The organism is Streptomyces sp. AK02-01A (assembly GCF_033795305.1).
GTDB lineage: Bacteria > Actinomycetota > Actinomycetes > Streptomycetales > Streptomycetaceae > Streptomyces.
This window is the reverse complement of the sequence record NZ_JARBAE010000003.1, coordinates 97,312-116,195: the sequence shown is the minus strand read 5'-3', so window position 1 is coordinate 116,195 and position 18,884 is coordinate 97,312. Positions and strand designations below refer to the sequence as shown.

The window sequence follows — 18,884 nt, the reverse complement described above, 5'->3', positions numbered from 1 at the left end:
ACCGGGACGGCGACGTCCGGCAACCGGCCTTTCGGCAAGGGGAGTTCAGGTCCGCGCCGCGGTGTCCGGCGCGCGCAGCAGACACTCCTCCAGAAAGGCGAGCGCCCGCAGATGGTAGGTGCGGGCCGCCCGGCCGATGCTGATGTTGTGTCCGGCGGCGGGCAGCCGTTCCACCGTGACGAGCGGTGCGGCGGTCAGCCGCCGCGTCATCGCGGCCAGAGCGTCGTCGTCCAGCTCCCACCACAGCTCGTGCTCGGCGAAGGTGAGCCTGACCGGGTTTCCGACCCGGCCCGCCAGGCGCGGGTACTGGGCGGGCCAGGCCGCCGTCTGGGCCGCCTCGCGGCGTGGCACCGGCATCAGCAGGGAGCGGCTCGCCCGGAACGTACCGGGCGGATACAGCCGCAGCGGGCCCCAGTTGAGCTGGGACGCGCCGCCGCCGAGGGTGTCGGGAAAGTGCCGTGCGCCGGGAGCGTACTGCCAGCCGCAGCCGTTGATGTCGAGGCCGATCAGCGCGCCGCCCGCGTCGTCCGCCGCCATGTGCAGCGCGACCTTGCCGCCGTCGGAGTGCGCGACCAGGAAGAAGCCCGCTCCGGTGGAACGCGTACGGGCGAAGCCGGCGAGCGCCGTGTGCAGCGTCGTCGCCTGCTCGTCGAGCGGCTGGCCGTCCGGGAGCCGGCTCGCGGAGGCGCCGTAGCCCGGACGGTCCAGCGCCAGCACGGTGTGACCGAGCCGCGCGCCGAGTGTGAGCAGCGAATTGCCCGGGTCGGTCAGCCCGTTGAAGTAGTCGGCGCACATGCCGCGGCCGTGGACGGCGACGATCACGGCACGCGGCTCGGCGCCGTACGGTTCGGCGAGCAGGCCCGATATCTCTGTGCCGTCGGCGTCGAGGGTCACGGCCCGGACGGCGGGCGCGGCGGGAGCGGGGGCTGTCATGGCCGGGAATTCTCCTGGGGAGCGGGGACGGGACGGGTCCTGGCGCGGTCCAGGCCCTCCAGCCAGGCGGTCGCGCTGTCGGCGCGCAGCAACGAGGTGCCGACCAGCAGCCCCGCGAAGCCCGCGTCGAGCAGCTTGGCGGCGGCGAGCGGGCTGTCGATCGCGCTGGCGCTGACCGGACAGCGGGTTCCCGTCGCCCGGACCGCCGGCAGCAGGGCGAGGCTTCTGTCGAGGCCGCCGCGGTCGCTCTCACGGGCCTTGATGTCCTTGTTGTTGACGGCGACGACGCATTCGTCGGCGTGCGGCAGATCAACGAGTTCGGCCGCCTCCGTCACCTCGACGAAAGGAGTGAGACCGATGGACAGACAGGCGATGACCAGGGTGCGCATGCTGGACCTCGGCAGCAGCGCGGCGGTGAGCAGCACGGCGGAGGCACCGAGTTCCTTCGCGGTCCGCAACTGGTCCCGGCGGGTGATGAAGTCCTTCTGGAGCAGAGGCAGGTCGGTGAGGGCGGCGACATCGCGCAGCAGCGCGGTGGTGCCGCCGAACCAGCGGCCGGTGACCACCGAGACACAGGGAGCGCCGGCGGCCTCGTAGGACTCGACGATGGCGGCCGGAGTACGTCCGCCGAGCAGGTCGTAGCCGTGCGCGTCGCGCCGTTTGACCTCCATGACCAGCGGTCGTTCGGCGGCCAGCAGGGCTTCCAGGAAACGGGCGCTCATATGCTCTCCTCGGAGGATGTCGCGGTCCGCCAGGCGCGGGCCAGTGCGGTGACCGCGGGCGCCGAGATGCGTCCGTGGCCGTCGCGGGCCGCCGTGTCGACATCGATGCCGCGGAAGCCCGGGTGTCCGGCGACGGCTTCGAAGTCGGTGCGGTTGTACGGCGAGATGCCTCCCGCGAGCAGGAACGGCCGGCCGAGGCCGGGCAGCAGCGTCAGCACGTCCCGCTCGGACAGCGGACGGCCCGTGCTGCCGATACGGCCGTCCTCGGTCGCCGTGTCGAGCAGGTACATGTCCGTGCCGGCCCGTTCGTAGGCGCCGATCAGCGGGCGTTCGAGGCAGCCGCCGCCGCGCAGATGGAGGACCTTGACCAGGACCGCGTCCGGCAGTGCGGCGCGCAGCGCTCTGACCACGGCGGGCGGTTGGTACGCGTGCAGTTGCAGCCAGCGCAGGCCGGTGCGGCGGGCCAGGCGGCTGAGGGCTTCGGGGTCGGCCAGAAAGGTGACCAGGACCGGTTCGAGGCCGGTGCCGAGGGCGGCCTCGGCCAGTTCGGTCAGGCGCAGCTCCGGCAGCTCGGCGTGGCCGCCGGGTATGCCGTGCCACAGGCCGACACAGTCCGCTCCCGCTCCGGCCAGTGTCGTGATGTCGTCAGGGGCCGTGGCTCCGCAGACTTTCAGAACCCGGCGGGCCTCGGGTGCGGCCGAGCGCCCCGCCGGGAGCCTGGAGCCGGACTCAGGGCTCATTTGCCCAGACCCAGCATCGAGGCGATGCGGTTGTACTGGATTTCGCTGGTGCCCGAGTAGATCGTGCCGGCCACGGCGTTGCGCACGTCCTTCTCAAGCCCGTACTCGGTCATATAGCCGTGCCCGCCGAAGATCTGCACGGCGGTCAGGCTGGTCGCCACATTGCTCTCGCTCGTCACCAGTTTGGCGATGGCCAGATCCACCGTGACGTTCTCGCCGGCCGCGAGGCGTTCACCGGTGTCGTACAGCCATTTCCTGGCCGTCTCCAGTCGGATCTTCGTATCGACGATCTTGTTGGCGACGGACTGGTAGGAGCCGATCGGCCTGCCGAAGGAACGGCGGCTCTTCGCGTAGTCGACGCAGCGGTCGAGCCGGTGCTGCATCTCCCCCACGTTGACGATGAAGGAGAAGAGGATCTCCCGCTTCATCACATGGTCGAGCACGATGAACCCACCGCCGACACGGCCCAGCACCTGGGTCGCGGGGACTCGGCACTCGTCGAAGTACAGCTCGCTCAGCGGCGAGGTGCGCAGTCCCATCTTCTTGGTCGGACGCCCGATCGTGAGCCCCGGGGTGTCCCGGTCCACCAGGAACGCGGTGACCCCGAGCGGACCGCCGTCCGGATGCGTACGCGCGTAGACGACGAACACATCGGCGACCGGGCCGTTGCTGACGAAGATCTTGCCGCCGGTCAGGACGAACCGGTCGCCGTCCCGTACCGCCCGCGTGGTCATCGCCATGGCGTCCGAGCCGCCCTCGGCCTCGGTGATGGCATGTGCGCCGATCATCTCGCCCGAGCAGATCCGCCGCAGGTAGGTGTCCTTCTGCGCGTCCGTACCGAACTTCTCCAGAGGGACGCCGGTGCTTGCCATGGTGGTGGTGACCGAGAAGCTCAGCCCGGAGTCGCGGCAGTGCTCGCCCAGTCCTTCGAGCAGATACATGGTGGTGAGCAGGGACTGGCCCAGCCCGCCCCACCGTTCGTCGAAGGGCAGACCGAGGATGCCGGTCTCCCGGATCAGTTTCCACTTGTCCCAGGAGAACGTGGCCTGTTCGTCCTGTTCGATGTGGCCGGCGCTGAGCGCCTCACCCCACTGGGCCAGGCCCTCGCGCAGTGCGGCCTGGTCGGCGTTCCAGCGGATCACGGCGAGCCTTTCCTTGTGCGGATCAGTGGCGGTTCTGTGGTGTTCCGGCCGGCCGGCCGGAGACGGATCAGTACGCGGAGGAGACGTGCTCGTCGAGCTGGTGGATCTCGTCGCCCCGGAGCGCCGGAGAGAAGACGCACACCAGACGCAGGTCCTCGTGCGGACTGGCGACCAGGTAGTGGGCGTCGTGCTCGTTGAGCGAGTAGAGACGGCCCGGCACGATCGGGTGCGAGGTGCCGTCGAGCTCGATCACCTCTCCTGAGCCCTCGATGCAGTAGCAGGATTCGATGTGATTGCGGTACTCCAGACGGGACTTGGTGCCCGCGCGCACGGTAGTGTCGGTGATGCTGTAGTCGAGCCCGTCGGCGGCCACGATGAAGCGCCGGCTCAGGCCATTGCCCCATTCGACCGTCTTGACGCTCTCCAGGTCGCGGATGATCATGTTCAACTCCCGGTTCTCTCAGGCGTGTTGACTGGGATGGGCGATACGGACCTGACGAAGGCGCGGAAGCCGTCGATGACGTCGCCCGCGCGGTCGAGCGACTGCTCGATCCGGGCGACACCTGCGGAGCCGATGATTACGGCATCGGCTCCGCAGGCACCCACGGTCTCCACGTCCTCCCTGGTCCTGACCCCGAAGCCGATGGCTATCGGGGACGCTGTGTGCGCCCGGAGCGCGCTGACCGTGCCCGCCAGCCCGGCGTGGCCGCCGGCCGGGGCGGTGCCGCTGCGTCCGTAGTGGGCGACGAGATACAGATAGGCGGTGGCCTCGGCCGCCGCCTCCGCCATGGTCGGCGGAGAGCTCCGCTGGTAGCAGGTGGTGACGACGGGCAGTCCCGCGTCACGGGCCGCCGCGTGGTGGGCCGCGCGCAGCCGGGGCGGCAGCGCGTGGACGAGCAGCCCGTCCGCGCCCGAGGCCGCGATGGTACGGAGCGTCCCGGCCGGGTCCCGGTGCTTGAGCGAGTGGCTCCAGTCGGCGAGCAGCGCGATCCGCAGCCGGCGCAGCCGTGGACGTACGGCGGCGATGAAGGCGAGGACCTCGTCGAGCCCGACACCGCGATCGAGAGCCCGGCGGGCCGAGCGGCGGATCACCGGCCCGTCGGTGACCGAGTCCGGGAACGGGACGGCCAGTTCGAGGCAGTCGACGCCTTCCTCGTCGAGCATGAGCACCAGGTCGGCGAGGACGTCGAGCGGTGGGTCCCCGGCGTTGAGGAAGAGCGCGAGGCCGGGGCCCTCACCGGGACGCCGGTGTGCGAAGAAGTCAGCCATGGGTCGTCGCCTCGGGTCGGTCCGTGGTGCGTGGTCGGGCGGCGTCACGCACCGGACACCTCTCTCGTACGGGCCGGCGGCCGGGCTCCTTCGGCCCGTATCCGCTCGGCGAGGTCGCGGGCCGCTCCGTCGCGTACCGCCTCCTCGGCGGCGTCGACGGCCTTGGCCCAGTCGGTGATGTGGCCGCTCGCCACGGCCAGCGCCGCGGCGTTGAGGCAGACCGTGCGCGTGGCGACCGCACCGGCGGCGCCGCTGAGGACGGACAGGAAGTGCTCGGGCGCCGCGGCGGGCTCCACGGCCGGCAGGAGGTCGCCGAAGCCGCCGTCCGCCGGGACCAGTCGCCCGGCCGGCAGGCGCAGTTCGCGTCCGTCGTTGCCGTGGATGGTGTTGTCGGCGAAGGCGAGCAGTTCGTCCGCTCCCCGGTCGTTGGCGGTGAGCCACAGAGTGCGTCCGGTGACGGTCGCCGCGAGGGCGCGCAGTCCGGCCAGCGGTGCGGTCGCCGAGACACCGGTGACCTGCGCGGTGACGGGCAGATCGGCGAGGAAGGGTCCGAGCGCGTTGAGGAAGCGGCCGAAGGGCTTCATGCTCGTCGGCACGATGGTCCTGGCCAGCCGGGTGAGCTGCGCCGGGTAGACGAACGGCCCGGCGAAGGCGATGCCGTACCGGTCCAGCGTCTCGGCGGTCTGCTCGTACGAGGAGGTCAGCGGGACACCGAGCCGTTCCAGCAGGTCGACGGAGCCGAGAGCGCTGGTGTAGGCGCGTGAGCCGGTCTTGACGACCCGTACTCCGGCCGCGGCGGCGACGAACGCCGACGCGGTCGAGATGTTGAAGGTCCTCGGTCCGCCGCCGGTGCCCACCACATTGACCGTGCCGGCCCAGCGGCCCGCCGGTCGGGCGGGCCGCCGCTCGGCGAGCGAGTCCAGCAGATGCCGCAGTGTCTCGTGGTCGGGGAACGCGGTGGCCAGCGAGGCCAGCAGGGCGAGGGCCTGCGCTCTGTCGAGGCGTCCGTCGCCGAGCTGGTCCCACAGCGACCGCCAGGTCTCGCGCCCGACCGGCGCGCGCCGGTCCAGCAGGCCGATGAGTGCGTCATGCATCGCCAGGGCCTGTCTGACACATGGCGCTCGGCCGGGCGGGATGTGTCAGACAGGGCCTAGCCACCTGCCACCTCGGGACGGCGCGCACCGGCGATGAACGCGTCGATCGCCGCGACACTGCGGAAGTTGTTCGGATCGAGGTCGGCATCGCCGATCGCGACCTCGAAGCGGTCCTCGACCCAGGCGATCAGCTTGAGCACGCCGAGGCTGTCGATGACGCCGTCCGAGAGCAGGTCGTGATCGTCCGCCAGCTCCTGGGCGCTGACGTCCGGCAGGAACTCCTCGATGACGAACTGTTTGATGGTGCCGACGTGACTCATGACGTCCTTTCTTTGGCTGTTGACAAGTCCTGCGGACGGTCGAGCGCCTTGCGGTCGACCTTTCCTGTGGCGGTCTTCGGCAGCGGCTCGTCGAGGATCCGCAGCTTCGAGGGAACGGCCGCCCTCGGCAGGCTCCGCGCACAGTGCCGGCGCAGTGTGAGACTGCTGAGCGCGCTGCCGGGCGCGCACTGGACGGCGGCGACGAGCCGGCGGCCCTCGGCCGCGTCGGGTACGGCGGCCACGCCCGCTTCGAGCACATCGGGATGGTCCAGCAGGACCCGTTCGATCTCGGCCGTGTTCACCGCGACACCGCGGACCTTGACCTGGTGGTCGCCGCGTCCGGTGAGGTGGAGCCGGCCGTCGGAGTCGCGCCGTACGAGATCGCCGGTGCGGAACCAGCGGCGGTCGTCGAGTCCCAGCGGATGGCCGGTGAACTTGTCCGTGTGGCGGGTCCGGTCGAGATAGCCGGCGGCCTGGAAGGGCGTGGACACATACAGCTCGCCGGTGCCGGGGCCTTCCACGGCCGCGCCCTCCGCGTCGAGGACCAGGGCCCGGACGCCCGGCAGCGGGACGCCGATCGGTACCGGCGTGAACGCGGTGACGCCGGTGTCGACCTCGTGGATGAAGCTGTCGTTGGTCTCGGTACAGCCGTAGATGTTGTGGATCCGCGCCTTGGGAAACAGCTCGGGCAGTGCGGCCAGGGTGTGGTCGGGGATGACATCGCCGCTGAACATCACATGCTGGACACCGGGCAGGGTGTCGCCGCCGCGCCGGGCGGCGTCGAGCAGCAGGCCGTAGAACATCGGTACCGCCTGGACTACGTCCACGTCATGGCGTACGAGAAGGTCCAGCAGATGCCCGCCGCGCACCGCCAGTGCCGGGTCGACGAGGACAACACGGCCGCCGTGCGCCAAGGTCGTCCAGATGTCCAGCAGGCACAGGTCGAAGTTGAGCGGCGCGTAGTTGAGCACCGTGCTGCCGGGGCCGATCGAGAAGGCCGGACCGGCCCAGGTGATGAAGCGGTTCACGGCGTCCCGGCCCAGCGGGACGATCTTGGGCAGGCTGGTGGAGCCGGAGGTCGTGAGCATGAACGACACCTCGGCGGCCTCACGCGGCGACAGCGGCTGCGGAGTGATCCCGGGGTTCGGCACCACGCCGGCGTCCTCGCCGTCCGGAGTGATCACACTGCGGCAGCCGGCCTGCGCGAAGAGGTCCGCGAGCAGGGAGCCGGCGAGAGCGGGCGACGGCAGCAGGAAGGGACGCCGCGCCAGCAGGCAGGCGAGCACCAGGGCGATGGCCGTCGGCGACTTGGTGGCCAGCACACCGACGGCTTCGCCGGGCCCGAGTGACAGCCGGGCCAGCCGGTCGCGTTCGCGTCCGGCCCGCTCGTACAGCTCGCGGTAGGTGACCTCCTCGCCGTTCCAGACCAGGGCCGGCTCGTCGGGCCGTTCACGGACCTGGGAGAGGAATCCGCCCACCAGGCCGAGGCCGTCAGTCGTCATCGCCGCCTCCGTCTCTGTCGCGGTCGCCGGCGCTGTCGGCGGACGACACGGACGACGCCAGCTCGATCCAGCCGCTCTTGACGGCCGGTCCCGCCGGGGTCCGGCAGCCGAAGCGCACCACGCGGCGCCCCGTGTCCGGCTGGAGGTCGAACCTGAGCGGCTCGCCGGGCGCCACGGGCGCCGAGAAGCGGCCGCCGACACCGCGCACCCGGGACGCGTCGCCGTCGGCGTACCGGTCGACGGCCTCCTCGACGGCCAGGGCCAGCACGCTCATGCCATGGGCGATGACCGAGCCGAATCCGGCGGCGCGGGCGGCCTCGGGGTCGAGATGGATCGGGTTCTCGTCGCCGGAGGCACGGGCGTAGCGGCGGATCCACTCCGCGGTCGGTTCATGCACGGCGGTGGCCGGTTCGCCGGCCCCGGAGGGAGCCGGAGCGGGGGCGCCCGCCGTGATCTCACCGAAGGGTTCGAGAGCGGTGGCGCCGGCCAGCAGGGCGCTGGTGAGGAGTTCGGCGAAGGGCTCCGCTCCGTCGCCGGTGAGCCGGGAGCGCAGCGCGACCCGTGTCCCGCGTGCCTCACGGCGGGCGCCGAGCACATCGAGGCGTACGGTGACCTGTTCGCCGGGCCGTACGAGCCGCCGGCAGCGGATGTCCTGGCCGAGGTGGACGACCGAGACGGGCCCGGACTCGTCCGCGGTCAGCGCGGACACCGTCCGCTCGGCGAGCGTGTGCGCGAGGACGAACGCGTGGACGGGCGAGGCCTGGTGGTCCGGTGCGGCGGGCAGTGTGGAGCGGACGGCGGCGCGGTAGGCGTCGATCTCCTCCGCGGTGACGGTGCGCGTCGCCGCCGGGGCGGGAGCGGTGGTCATACCGGCGCCACCACCAGGCTGGAGTTGTGGCCGCCGAAACCGAAGGAGTTGGACAGCGCCGGACCGGATGCGACGGCGCGCGGCGCGCCGTGTACCACGTCGATTTCCATGCCTGGCTCCAGCTTTTCGTGGTTGGCGGTGGGCGGGACCTCGCACTGGCGCATCGCCTGCACCGTGGCGATCAGTTCGACGGTGCCCGCGGCCCCGATGAGATGGCCGATGACGCTCTTGTTGGCGGTCACCGGCGGTCCGCCGGGGCCGAACACCTTGGTCAGGGCGTTCGCCTCGGCGCGGTCGTTGTGCTGGGTCGAGGTGCCGTGCGCGTTGATGTGGACGATGTCCGAAGGGACCAGGCCGGCGTCGGCGATGGCTCCCTCCATGGCGCCGACGGCGGCGGCGCCGTCCGGCAGCGGCATGGCGAGGTGGAACGCGTCGGCGGTGGCGGCGTAGCCGGCGACGGTCGCGTATGTCCGCGCGCCGCGCGCCCGGGCGTCGTCGAGGCGTTCCAGTACGACGAAGCCGGCGCCCTCGCCCATCACAAAGCCGTCGCGGTCGGTGTCGAACGGCCTGGAGGCGTGTTCCGGGTCGTCGTTGCGCAGTGACACGGCGTTGAGGTTGCCGAATCCGGCGAGGGTGACGGGCGTGAGGGTGGACTCGCAGCCGCCGGCCAGGACGACATCGGCCCGGTGTGTCTGAAGCAGCATCAGGGCGTGTCCGATGGCGTCGGCCCCGCTGGCGCAGGTGGTGGCGATGGTCAGGGCGGGGCCCTGCCAGCCGAGCCGTATCGCGATCTGGGCCGCCGCCGCGTTGGGCATCGTCATCAGCGGCATCAGCGGATTGACGCGGTGCGGTCCCGATTCGGTGAAGTGCCGGGACTCCTGGTCGCTGGTGGCCCGGCCGCCGACGGCGTTGCCGACGACGATGGCGGTACGGCCGGGGTCGGCGGCGGGTGCGCCCGCGTCCCGGTGCGCGGCGAGGGCCGCGGTCGTCCCGTAGAAGGCGAACGGGTCCATCCGGCGGGCTTCCTTGGCGGGCACCAGGCCGATGTCGTCGAGGCCGCGGACCCGGCAGCCGATGCGTACCCGGTGGCGTTCCAGGTCGAGATGGGTGAGTGCGGCGGCGGTGGACCTTCCGGCGCGCAGTGTGGTCCACAGGTCGTCGAGGGTGGAGCCGGCCGGGCTGACGACGCCCATGCCGGTGATCGCGACAGGCGCTTTCAACTGTGCGTGCCTCGGTGAGGTTGGCATCTCGGATCCCGAATCCCGTGTGCGTACGGCAGAGGGCAGAGGGCTGACAGCGGCCCGCGAGGGGCCGGCACGGAGGGTCAGGCCGGGATCAGACCGCACTCGTGGGCGGCCTTGAGGAAGGCTTCCGCGGCGAAGTCGATGTCGGCCTTGGTGTGGCGGGCGGTGACGGCGATGCGCAGCCGCGCGAGGTCGTTGGGGACGGCGGGAGTGACCACGGGCAGTCCGATCACGCCCGCTCCGCGGCAGGCGGTGGCGTAGTCGTAGGCGGCGTCGTCGGAGCCCGCGATGACAGGGACGACCGCGGTCTCGCTGTCTCCTGTCCGCATGCCCGCGTCGTTGAGCGTCCGGCGGAACCGGGCGGACTCCTGCTGGATATGGGTGACGCGCTCGGGCTCGCGCTCCAGGATGCGCAGCGACTCCAGGGCCGCGGCGGACTGGGCGGGGCCGAGCGCGGCGGAGAAGAGGAAGGGCCTGGCCGCGTACTTGAGATGGCCGATCAGTTCGCTCGGTCCGGCCACCCAGCCGCCCATGGAGGGGATGGCCTTCGACAGGGTGCCCAGCTTGACGTCGACCTTCGCGGTGTACTCGAAGTGTTCCTCGATGCCCTTGCCGGTGGCGCCGATGACGCCCAGCGCGTGCGCCTCGTCGACCATCAGCAGGGCGTTGTGCGCGTCGCACACCCGGCGCAGCTCGGGCAGCGGAGCGATGTCGCCGTCCATGGAGTAGACGCTGTCGACGATGACGAGGCGGATTCCGTCGGGACTCGTGGCGGCGAGCCGCCGGTCGAGGTGGTCGACGTCGTTGTGGCGGAAGCGGGTGACGGTGGCGCCGCTGAGCCGGCAGCCGTCGACGATGCTGGCGTGGTCGTACTTGTCGATCAGTACGGTGTCGCCGGCGCCGACCAGGGCGCCGACCGTGCCGACGTTGGCGGCGTAGCCGGAGCCGAAGACCAGTGCCTCCTGCCGGCCGGCGAACCGGGCGACCTCCGCCTCCAGTTCCTCGTGCAGCGGGATGGATCCCGCGAGCGCCCGCACGCCGTGGTTGCCGGTGCCGTAGAGGTCGACCGCGGCCTTGGCCGCGGCGACCACCCGCTCGTCGCCGGCCAGGCCCAGGTAGCTGTAGCCCGACATCATCAGGAGGCGTTCGCCGTCGAGGTCGGCGTAGGCGGAGTCGCGCTCGACCGTGTACGCCACGAAGCTGTTGCGGCGGGCGGGCTCCCACTCCAGGGACCGCACGCGGCGGCGCGTCGCGTCCAGTTTGGGCGCGAGACGTTCCCATCCTCCAGATGTGTTCACGTGCGTCTCCTCATCCATGTTTCGGACAATTACCGGAGTCCCCTCAACCTGGACTCAAAGTGCGACGCAATTCAACGACAGCCGCGCAAGGCGCGCGCAACACGGCCGTGAAATGGGGAAATCAGGCAACGCAACAGGAACGCGACACGGCCGGTAAAGCGGAACCCAACTCTCCGATCAATTACCGGGGAATGTTCCCCGGCCACTGTTGACATACCGAGAAGGCCGGGCGGTATCGTCCAATTCTTGTGCAGGGGGCGTGCACCGCGTGTCCCGATCTCCTTCACAAGGACGATCTGACGGACCCCCTGGTGCAATTCCGACACTCTCGCCGGCGGCAGCCGCCGCCGGTGCGACCCGCAGACACCCGACCGCTCCGGGGAGTACAGCGTGCTCATCAGACTTGCTGGTCTCGTCACGATCGAGCCCGAAGGGGCTCCGCCACAGCATCTGTCCAGCGCTCAGGCGCAAGTCGCGTTCGCCCGGCTCATCCTTGAACGGACCGGCGGTACGAGCCGGGACCAACTGGCCGACACCGTCTGGCCCGACGGGCTGCCCGACACCTGGGCCTCGGCCCTGCGCAGTGTCGTCAGCCGGGTCCGTACCTTTGTCACCTTCCCTCGGCAGCAGCCGGGCGTCACACCGCTCGTCGCGCAGGGCGGCCGGTACCTGCTCCGCCTCCCGGAGGAGGCCGCCGTCGATGTCGAGTGCGCCGAGGAGGCGGCGACGGAGGCGGCCGAGGCGTACGCGACCGGCTCCTACGCCGTCGCGCAGCAGCTCGCGGCCGCCGCTGTGGCGAATCTACGCGGGTCATTCCTCCCGGCCCACGAGGGCGAGTGGGTCAACAGTGTGCGGGAGCACCTCGACGAGCTCCGGCTGTCCGCGCTGGAGACGGCGAGCCTGGCCTCGGCCGCTCTCGGCGACGAGCACCACGCGCTGCGGTACGCCGAAGAGGCCGTGCGGCGCGCGCCGTTCAGGGAGAGCGCCTACCGCTGCCGGATGGCCGCGCACCGTACGGCGGGCAACCGCGCCGAGGCGCTGCGTACGTATCAGCAGCTCAGGGAGGTTCTCGCGGAGGAGCTGGGGATCGATCCGGCGCCGGAGAGCCAGGCGGCCTATCTGGAGCTGCTGCGCAGCCCTGATCCACGGCCGCGGCCCGAGCCCAGGGCCGTCACCCGGCTGGATCCGGTGCTGATGGGCATGTTCGAAGCCCTCGATCCGGGGCCCAACGCGCCGCGGCCGTGCTCGCTGACGGCCGACGGCTGTCTCACCCATCCGGCGGGCCGGTCCCGGCCGGCGCCTGACCGGCGTGTGGCCTGACGGAGTGCGGCGGAACATCCGCGGGCGGCCCGGCAGTTGTGCCGGGCCGCCGCTGGTTTTCGCCTGCCGGCCGGTCGGGGCACGGTGTCCTGCCGTACGGCCGGGGCATGCCGGACGGCCGGAGCGCTGTGGGACGCACCGGCCGCACGGGTTCCGAGGACAGCGGTCTCAGGTGATCGAGACCCCGCTGTCGATACTGATGACCTGGCCCGTCATACAGTCCTGGTCCAGGAAGAGGGCCGCGCTGCGGGCCACCTCCTCGACCGTCACGAAGCGCGGGATGGGGGCCTTGTCCTCCATTCCCTCGATCACCCGGCCGGGCAGGTCCTTCGTCATACCGGTGATCATGAACCCCGGGGACAGCGCGTTCACGGTCACTCCGCGCCGGCCGCACTCGGCGGCCAGGGTGCGGGTGAGGCCGATGAGACCGGCCTTGGAGGCGGAGTACGCCGTCTGGCCGGCCGTGGCGATGAGGCCGGAGGGCGACACCACATTGATGATCCGTCCCCACCGCCGGCGGAGCATGTACGGCACGGACACCCGCGCGGTGTGGAACGAACCGACGAGATTGGTCTGGATCACCTGCTGCCAGTCCGCCGGGGACTGCATCGCCATCAGCGCGTCCTTGCGGATGGCGCCGTTGTTGACGAGTACGTCGACGGGACCGAGCCGCTCGCTGATCCGCGCGTACATCGCGGTGACGGCGTCCCAGGATCCGATATCACCGGTGACGACGACCGAGTCGTTGCCGAGCTTCTCCTGGACGGCCCGGGCCTGGGCTTCCGAGCTGTTGTAGTGGACGGCGACCCGGCAGCCGAGCGCGTCGAGTTCCAGTGCCAGTGCCTGCCCGAGCCCGCCGGACGCCCCGGTGACCAGGGCCACCGGCTGTTCGGGACGGCTGCCCGGCTCGCTGTTACGGCTCATTTCCTCTCCCCGCCCCACTCCAGGAGCATCGATCCCCAGGTCATCCCGGCGCCGAAGCCCGCCAGCAGGACCAGGTCGCCGTGCTGGATCCGGCCGTCCTCCAGCGCCTCGGTGAGCGCGATCGGGATGGACGCGGAGGCCGTGTTGCCGTACCGCTCCAGATTGGTGACCAGGGCCTCGGACCGCAGACCGGTGTGGCTGAGGATCGAGTTGATGATCCGGATGTTGGCCTGGTGCGGGATGACGTGGTCCACGTCGGCCGCGTCGACCTTGGCGCTCTCCAGCGTTTCGCGGACGGTACGGACCGTGTAGCGAACGGCGTTGAGATAGATCTCATTGCCGTTGATCTTGGCGAAGTGCAGTCCCTCGCGGACCGTCTCCTCGGTGGTCGGCATCCGGCTGCCGCCCGCCAGCACCTTCAGACTGCCGGTGCAGGATCCGTCCGCGCCGAGATTCCATGCCTTGACCCGGTTCTCGGGCCCCGGCCGCAGCACGACCGCGCCGGCGCCGTCGCCGACGAGGATGGACAGGTCCCGGTCGGCGGGGTTGGCCGTCAGCGTGTGCGTGTCGGAGCCGATCAGCAGGATCGGCCGGGGGTCGATGGCGATCAGCGCCATCGCCGACACCAGTCCGTAGACGAAGCCCGCGCACTCGGAGTTGACGTCGTGCGCGCTGCCGGCGATGCCCAGGTCGTGATGGACGAACGCGGACGTCGCCGGCGACGGCTGCTCGGGCGTGGCGGTGGCGACAATGAGATGCGCGATGTCGCCACCGGTCAGGCCGGCCTTCTCCAGTGCGCGCCGGCCGGCCTCGACGGCCAGGGAGGCGGTCGTCTGTCCCGGTCCCACGGCCCGGCGCTCCCGGATACCGCAGCGGCTGACGATCCAGTTCTCGTCGACACCGAAACGCTCCGCGAGCTCCACGCTGGTGACCTTGCGCTCGGGTACGGCCATGCCCCACCCGGTGATGTCGAAGCCGTTCACGGGCGCTCGCTACGCCTGCGCCGGCTGCGGGACGAGCGCGAGGATCCGCTCGTACACATGCCGCAGCGTGGTCGTGTCGTCGAGGTCCGCGAACAGCGACTCGTCGGCGGGGATGTCCGGGTACTGGTTCTGGAACCCGTACAGCCACTCCATCAGATCCAGCGAGTCGACGTCCGCGATGTGCTGCAGCGGAGCATCGGGGCTGACCTCCTGGGCGCCCGACACGGCCTCAAGCTGGCTCGCCAGTTCTTCGATGGTGGGCAGCGTCATGAGCTTCGGTCCTCTCTCGCGGTGCATCCGGTTTCGAGAGGCATGGAAGCGCGGCTCGCGCAACCGGGGCGCAACATGGCCGGTCCGTCGCCGTCTTGCACATCTGTTGCGAGCGACGCGCTTTCCTCGTGACCGGATCAACGGCCGGAACGAGCGGATCGCCGAACAACGCCAGGAAAGAGGTCGAGGATGACAACGGTCGCCCCCAGATCCGTGGACCCCGAGGTCGACGCGGTCAGGCACCACTACGAGGTGAGCAACGATTTCTACCGGCTTCTGCTGGGCCCGACCATGATGTACTCCGGCGGCTACTGGGAGCAGGGCGAGGACCTCGTCGGGACGCTGGACGAGGCGCAGGAGCGCAAGCTCGACGTGTTCGCCGAGCTCGCCGGCGCCGCGGGCACCCGGCGCGTCCTGGACATCGGCTGCGGCTGGGGCACCATGCTGAACCGCCTCACCACCGTCCACGGCGTGGAGCGGGCGGTCGGTCTCACACTGAGCCGTACCCAGGAGTCGTTCATCGCCGGCCTGGACAACCCGCGCGTCACCACACGGGTGGAGAGCTGGGCGGACCACGAGACGGACGACAAGTACGACGCGGCGTTCTGCATCAACGCGCTGGAGCACTTCGTCTCCTCCAACCTGGCGCCGCGCGAGCGCACCAGGCGCTACCGCTTCTTCTTCAACCAGGTCCACAAGGCGCTGAACCCGGGTGCGAGGTTCGTCCTGCACACCATGACCGCCGAGGCGCAACCGATGAACCGGACGCTCCTCGCCGACCTGAAGTTCCTTCAGCGCTCCGAGTTCGAGGGGATGCACATCCCGCACCTCCACGAGCTGACCGCGGCCGCGGAGGGGCTCTTCGAGGTCGTGGAGATCGTCAACGAGCGGGAGTCCTTCGCGCTGGCGTGCCGTGCCTGGCTGAAGCGGCTGGCCGCGGACCGCGAGAGCGCCGTCGCGCTGGAGGGCGAGGAGGTCGTGGCCCGCTTCGAGCGCTATCTCGACATCTTCGCGTACACGCTTGAGGACAAGTTCTTCAACAACTTCCGCGTCACCATCGCGCGCAGGGGCTGAGGAGGCCGCCGTGACGAGCATTCTCGAACCCGCCCGCGGTGACGGGCTGAGCAACGGGACGGAGCAGCCGGCCGGCCGGGGCCCGACCCGTCATCTGCGGGTCGCGGTGATCGGCACCGGCTTCTCCGGTCTGGGGACGGCCATCCGGCTGCTCCAGAAGGGCACCGACGACTTCCTGGTCTTCGAACGGGCCGACGAGGTGGGCGGCACCTGGCGCGACAACACCTATCCGGGGTGCGCCTGTGACGTCATGTCCCATCTCTACTCCTTCTCGTTCGCCCAGAACCCGAACTGGAAGAGCACCTTCGGCAAGCAGGACGAGTTGTACGCGTATCTGCGCGACTGCGCCGACCGCTTCGGGGTCCGCCCGCACATCCGGTTCAACCACGAGCTGATCGCCGCCCGTTGGGACGACCACACCCGGTACTGGCACATCGAGACCTCGGGCGGCGAGTACACCGCTCAGGTCCTGGTCACGGGCACCGGCTATCTCAGTGAGCCGGCCGTGCCCGATGTGCCGGGACTCGCGGACTTCGAGGGAACGGTGTTCCACTCGTCCCGCTGGAACCACGACCACGATCTGGCCGGCAGGCGCGTCGCCGTCATCGGTACGGGCGCCTCCGCCATCCAGTTCGTACCGAAGATCCAGCCCGAGGTGGGACAGCTCGACCTCTACCAGCGCACGCCTCCGTGGATCGGCCCCAAGAGCGACAAGCCCACCAGCCCGCTCCAGGCCAGACTGCTGCGCGGCCTGCCCGGCTACCAGAATTTCCGGCGCAACTTCAATATGTGGGGCCGGGAGATCCTGGCCTTCGTCATGGCCCGTCCCAAGGTCGCCGGGAAGATGCAGAAGATGGCCTCCGACCATCTCAGGAAGAGCGTCAAGGACCCGGCGCTGCGGGAGCGGCTCACGCCCGACTATGTGATGGCGTGCAAGCGGCTGTTGTTCTCGAACACGTACTACCCGGCGATCCAGCAGCCCAACGTGGAGGTCGTCACCGACGGCATCGACCATGTCCGGGCCAAGTCCGTCGTCACCAAGGACGGCCGGGAGCGCGAGGTCGACACGATCATCCTGGGCACCGGGTTCCGCGCCGTGGACCGTCCGGTCGCCCAGCGGATCTGGGGCCGGGACGGGGTCCAGCTCCGGGAGGCGTGGAGCGAGGGCATGTCCGCGCACCGCGGTACGACCGTCGCCGGATTCCCGAATCTGTTCATGCTGCTCGGCCCGAACACGACGCTCGGCCACTCCTCGCAGGTCGTGATGATCGAGGCGCAGATCGCCTATGTGCTCGACGCGCTGAAGCAGATGGACCGGCGCGGTCTGTCCAGCGTCGAGGTGCGCGAGGAGGCGCAGAAGGCGTACAACGCGCGGCTCGACAAGCGGCTCGACGGCACGGTCTGGAACGCCGGCAACTGCAAGAGCTGGTACCTGGACAGCAGCGGCCGCAACCCGTCGATCTGGCCCACCTACACCTGGCGGTTCCGCGCTCAGACCAAGCACTTCGACCTGGGCGAGTACCGGCTCGCCACCACTGTCGGCGCCGGGCGACCGGCCGTGAACCACGTATGACGAACGGGAGAACGGACCAGATGAACACCCATACGCCTTCTCGGCGAAGAGTCCTCGGCGCGATCGGCGCCACCGCCGCGACAGTGGTGGGCTGGAACGCGGCCACACAGACCTGGGCCACGGCGGCCGAGTCCGGCCGGGGCCACGGCGGCGGTCACGGAGGCGGGCACGGCGGCGGTCATGTGACGCCCGTGCCTCCGCTGGACGGCACGCTGAAGACCTCCGGAGCCGACCTCGCGCCGTTCAGCAAGGACTTCGGCAATCTGGTGACGAACACCGTGCCGTGGGCCGTGCTGGTGCCCGGCTCGGTGAACGACGTCGTCAAGATGGTCGACTTCGCCCGGACGAACGATCTCAAGATCGCCGCGAACGGGCGCAGCGGCACCGGTGACGACCTCGAATCGCACTCCAACTACGGCCAGGCGGCGGTCCCTGGCGGCATCTCGATCGACTCCCGCGGTCTGTCGAAGGTCGTCAGCGTCGGTTCCACCACGGCCGTCGTGGAGGCGGGTGCCACCTGGGCGCAGCTCACCGACGCGGCCATGGCGAAGGGCAGGACGCCGCCGGCCATGCCGGACTACATGCATCTGTCGGTGGGCGGCACGCTGAGCGTCGGCGGCATCGGCGGCACCGTCGGCAAGTACGGTCTGGCGGTCGACACGATCGAGTCGCTCGACATCGTCACCGGCGCCGGACAGCTCCTCACCGCCTCCGCGACGGTGCGCCCGGATCTGTTCAACGCCGCGCTGGTCGGCGGCGGCCAGGTGGGCATCATCGTCCGCGTCACCATCAAGATCGTCCCGGTCAAGGAGCGGATCGTCGTCTTCAGCCTCGTCTACGACGACGCCGCGGCGTATCTCGCCGACGCGGAGAAGGTGCTGGCCGGCGGGCGGTTCGAAGTGCAGGCCGGCGAGATGCTCCGTACCGCGGACGACTCGGGCTGGCGTTTCAAGCTGGAGCTCGGGGCCGTCTACACCGGCACCGCTCCGGCCCGGGAGCCGCTGATCGCGGGGCTGCGGGACGTCCGCGCCGAGGCCGTCATCGACGACATGACGTTCCGCGACTACATCTTCCGTTTCGACGCGTACGTGGACTACCTCAAGGAGGCGGGCTACTGGGACCAGCCGAAGCCCTGGCTGAGCCTGTTCCTTCCGGCCTCCAAGGCCAAGCGGTTCCTCGACATCGCGCAGGCCGAGCTGACCTCGAACGACCTCGGCGGCGGCTTCCTGCTCACCTATCCCTACCGGACGTCGAAGCTGAAGCGGCCGCTGGCCGTGCAGCCGAATGAGCCGGTGGCCTACCTCTTCGACCTGCTGCGCTTTCCTCACCCGGGCGAACCGGACATCCAGGGGATGCTGGAGCAGAACCGGCGGCTGTACGACAAGGCCGTCGCGCTGGGCGCCAAGCGCTATCTCGTCGGTGCCGTCCCCGGGATGACCCCGGCGGAGTGGAAGAGGCACTTCGGCAACCGCTACAGCGGCCTCCGCGACGCGAAGCGGCGCTACGACCCGGCCGGCGTCCTCACTCCCGGCCAGGGCTTCTTCGACTGACCCGGGCCTCCCCGCCCGGCCGGGTCCGGCCGCACCGGCCGGACCGCACGGGAGCGGG

The 18,884-nt window shown here is 70.6% G+C and carries 19 protein-coding genes; 4 read left to right on the top strand and 15 right to left on the bottom strand.

Annotated elements, in window-relative coordinates; translation table 11 throughout:
* Positions 1-45: 45 nt before the first annotated feature.
* From PV679_RS05400 to PV679_RS05345, 12 genes are all read right to left on the bottom strand, one after another.
* Positions 46-933 (bottom strand): alpha/beta hydrolase, encoded by an 888-nt coding sequence (locus PV679_RS05400; protein ID WP_319678862.1) that lies wholly within the window; start codon positions 931-933, stop codon positions 46-48.
* On the bottom strand, positions 930-1,655 hold the full coding sequence (locus PV679_RS05395; RefSeq protein ID WP_319678861.1) for an indole-3-glycerol-phosphate synthase: 726 nt from the start codon (positions 1,653-1,655) through the stop codon (positions 930-932). Before PV679_RS05395 ends, PV679_RS05400 begins: the two co-directional genes overlap by 4 nt.
* The gene (locus tag PV679_RS05390; protein ID WP_319678860.1) at positions 1,652-2,395 is read right to left on the bottom strand and encodes an N-(5'-phosphoribosyl)anthranilate isomerase; all 744 of its coding nucleotides are present in this window, start codon (positions 2,393-2,395) and stop codon (positions 1,652-1,654) included. The genes PV679_RS05395 and PV679_RS05390 overlap by 4 nt, the downstream gene beginning before the upstream one ends.
* Positions 2,392-3,537 (bottom strand): acyl-CoA dehydrogenase family protein, encoded by a 1,146-nt coding sequence (locus PV679_RS05385; RefSeq protein ID WP_319678859.1) that lies wholly within the window; start codon positions 3,535-3,537, stop codon positions 2,392-2,394. Before PV679_RS05385 ends, PV679_RS05390 begins: the two co-directional genes overlap by 4 nt.
* Before the next feature lie 67 nt (positions 3,538-3,604).
* Complete coding sequence (locus PV679_RS05380; protein WP_319678858.1) at positions 3,605-3,979, bottom strand: ectoine synthase; 375 nt, start codon at positions 3,977-3,979, stop codon at positions 3,605-3,607.
* Positions 3,980-3,981: 2 nt separating this feature from the next.
* Positions 3,982-4,806, bottom strand: a complete 825-nt coding sequence (gene trpA, locus PV679_RS05375; protein ID WP_319678857.1) for a tryptophan synthase subunit alpha — start codon at positions 4,804-4,806, stop codon at positions 3,982-3,984.
* A gap of 44 nt (positions 4,807-4,850) precedes the next feature.
* Positions 4,851-5,900 carry a hypothetical protein gene (locus PV679_RS05370; protein WP_319678856.1) on the bottom strand — a complete coding sequence of 350 codons (1,050 nt, stop codon included), beginning with the start codon at positions 5,898-5,900 and terminating at the stop codon, positions 4,851-4,853.
* Positions 5,901-5,956: 56 nt separating this feature from the next.
* Positions 5,957-6,220, bottom strand: a complete 264-nt coding sequence (locus PV679_RS05365; protein WP_319678855.1) for an acyl carrier protein — start codon at positions 6,218-6,220, stop codon at positions 5,957-5,959.
* The gene (locus PV679_RS05360) at positions 6,217-7,722 is read right to left on the bottom strand and encodes an AMP-binding protein (protein WP_319678854.1); all 1,506 of its coding nucleotides are present in this window, start codon (positions 7,720-7,722) and stop codon (positions 6,217-6,219) included. Before PV679_RS05360 ends, PV679_RS05365 begins: the two co-directional genes overlap by 4 nt.
* Positions 7,712-8,590, bottom strand: coding sequence for a MaoC/PaaZ C-terminal domain-containing protein (locus PV679_RS05355; RefSeq protein ID WP_319678853.1), 879 nt, complete (start codon positions 8,588-8,590; stop codon positions 7,712-7,714). The genes PV679_RS05360 and PV679_RS05355 overlap by 11 nt, the downstream gene beginning before the upstream one ends.
* Positions 8,587-9,810 (bottom strand): beta-ketoacyl-[acyl-carrier-protein] synthase family protein, encoded by a 1,224-nt coding sequence (locus tag PV679_RS05350; protein WP_319678852.1) that lies wholly within the window; start codon positions 9,808-9,810, stop codon positions 8,587-8,589. Before PV679_RS05350 ends, PV679_RS05355 begins: the two co-directional genes overlap by 4 nt.
* A 104-nt stretch (positions 9,811-9,914) precedes the next feature.
* Positions 9,915-11,132 (bottom strand): aminotransferase class I/II-fold pyridoxal phosphate-dependent enzyme, encoded by a 1,218-nt coding sequence (locus tag PV679_RS05345; protein ID WP_319678851.1) that lies wholly within the window; start codon positions 11,130-11,132, stop codon positions 9,915-9,917.
* A gap of 390 nt (positions 11,133-11,522) precedes the next feature.
* On the opposite strand from PV679_RS05345, the gene PV679_RS05340 reads away from it, so the two are divergent.
* The gene (locus tag PV679_RS05340) at positions 11,523-12,452 is read left to right on the top strand and encodes a bacterial transcriptional activator domain-containing protein (RefSeq protein WP_319678850.1); all 930 of its coding nucleotides are present in this window, start codon (positions 11,523-11,525) and stop codon (positions 12,450-12,452) included.
* Positions 12,453-12,620: 168 nt separating this feature from the next.
* Here the strand turns inward: PV679_RS05340 and PV679_RS05335 are convergent, their stop codons facing one another.
* The 3 genes from PV679_RS05335 to PV679_RS05325 are packed head-to-tail and all read right to left on the bottom strand — an operon-like array spanning position 12,621 to position 14,629.
* Positions 12,621-13,376 (bottom strand): SDR family NAD(P)-dependent oxidoreductase, encoded by a 756-nt coding sequence (locus PV679_RS05335; RefSeq protein WP_319678849.1) that lies wholly within the window; start codon positions 13,374-13,376, stop codon positions 12,621-12,623.
* Positions 13,373-14,359: a ketoacyl-ACP synthase III gene (locus PV679_RS05330; protein WP_319678848.1), complete on the bottom strand. Its 987-nt coding sequence runs from the start codon at positions 14,357-14,359 to the stop codon at positions 13,373-13,375. Before PV679_RS05330 ends, PV679_RS05335 begins: the two co-directional genes overlap by 4 nt.
* A 9-nt stretch (positions 14,360-14,368) precedes the next feature.
* Positions 14,369-14,629 carry a hypothetical protein gene (locus PV679_RS05325; protein ID WP_046502425.1) on the bottom strand — a complete coding sequence of 87 codons (261 nt, stop codon included), beginning with the start codon at positions 14,627-14,629 and terminating at the stop codon, positions 14,369-14,371.
* Between the two features lie 189 nt (positions 14,630-14,818).
* Here PV679_RS05325 and PV679_RS05320 point away from each other — a divergent pair, with 189 nt between their 5' ends.
* The 3 genes from PV679_RS05320 to PV679_RS05310 are packed head-to-tail and all read left to right on the top strand — an operon-like array spanning position 14,819 to position 18,826.
* The gene (locus PV679_RS05320; RefSeq protein WP_319678847.1) at positions 14,819-15,703 is read left to right on the top strand and encodes a class I SAM-dependent methyltransferase; all 885 of its coding nucleotides are present in this window, start codon (positions 14,819-14,821) and stop codon (positions 15,701-15,703) included.
* Positions 15,704-15,713: 10 nt separating this feature from the next.
* Positions 15,714-17,276 (top strand): flavin-containing monooxygenase, encoded by a 1,563-nt coding sequence (locus tag PV679_RS05315; protein ID WP_416069656.1) that lies wholly within the window; start codon positions 15,714-15,716, stop codon positions 17,274-17,276.
* Entirely contained in the window at positions 17,273-18,826 is a 1,554-nt protein-coding gene (locus tag PV679_RS05310) for an FAD-binding protein (RefSeq protein ID WP_319678845.1), read from the top strand. The genes PV679_RS05315 and PV679_RS05310 overlap by 4 nt, the downstream gene beginning before the upstream one ends.
* Positions 18,827-18,884 lie beyond the last annotated feature (58 nt).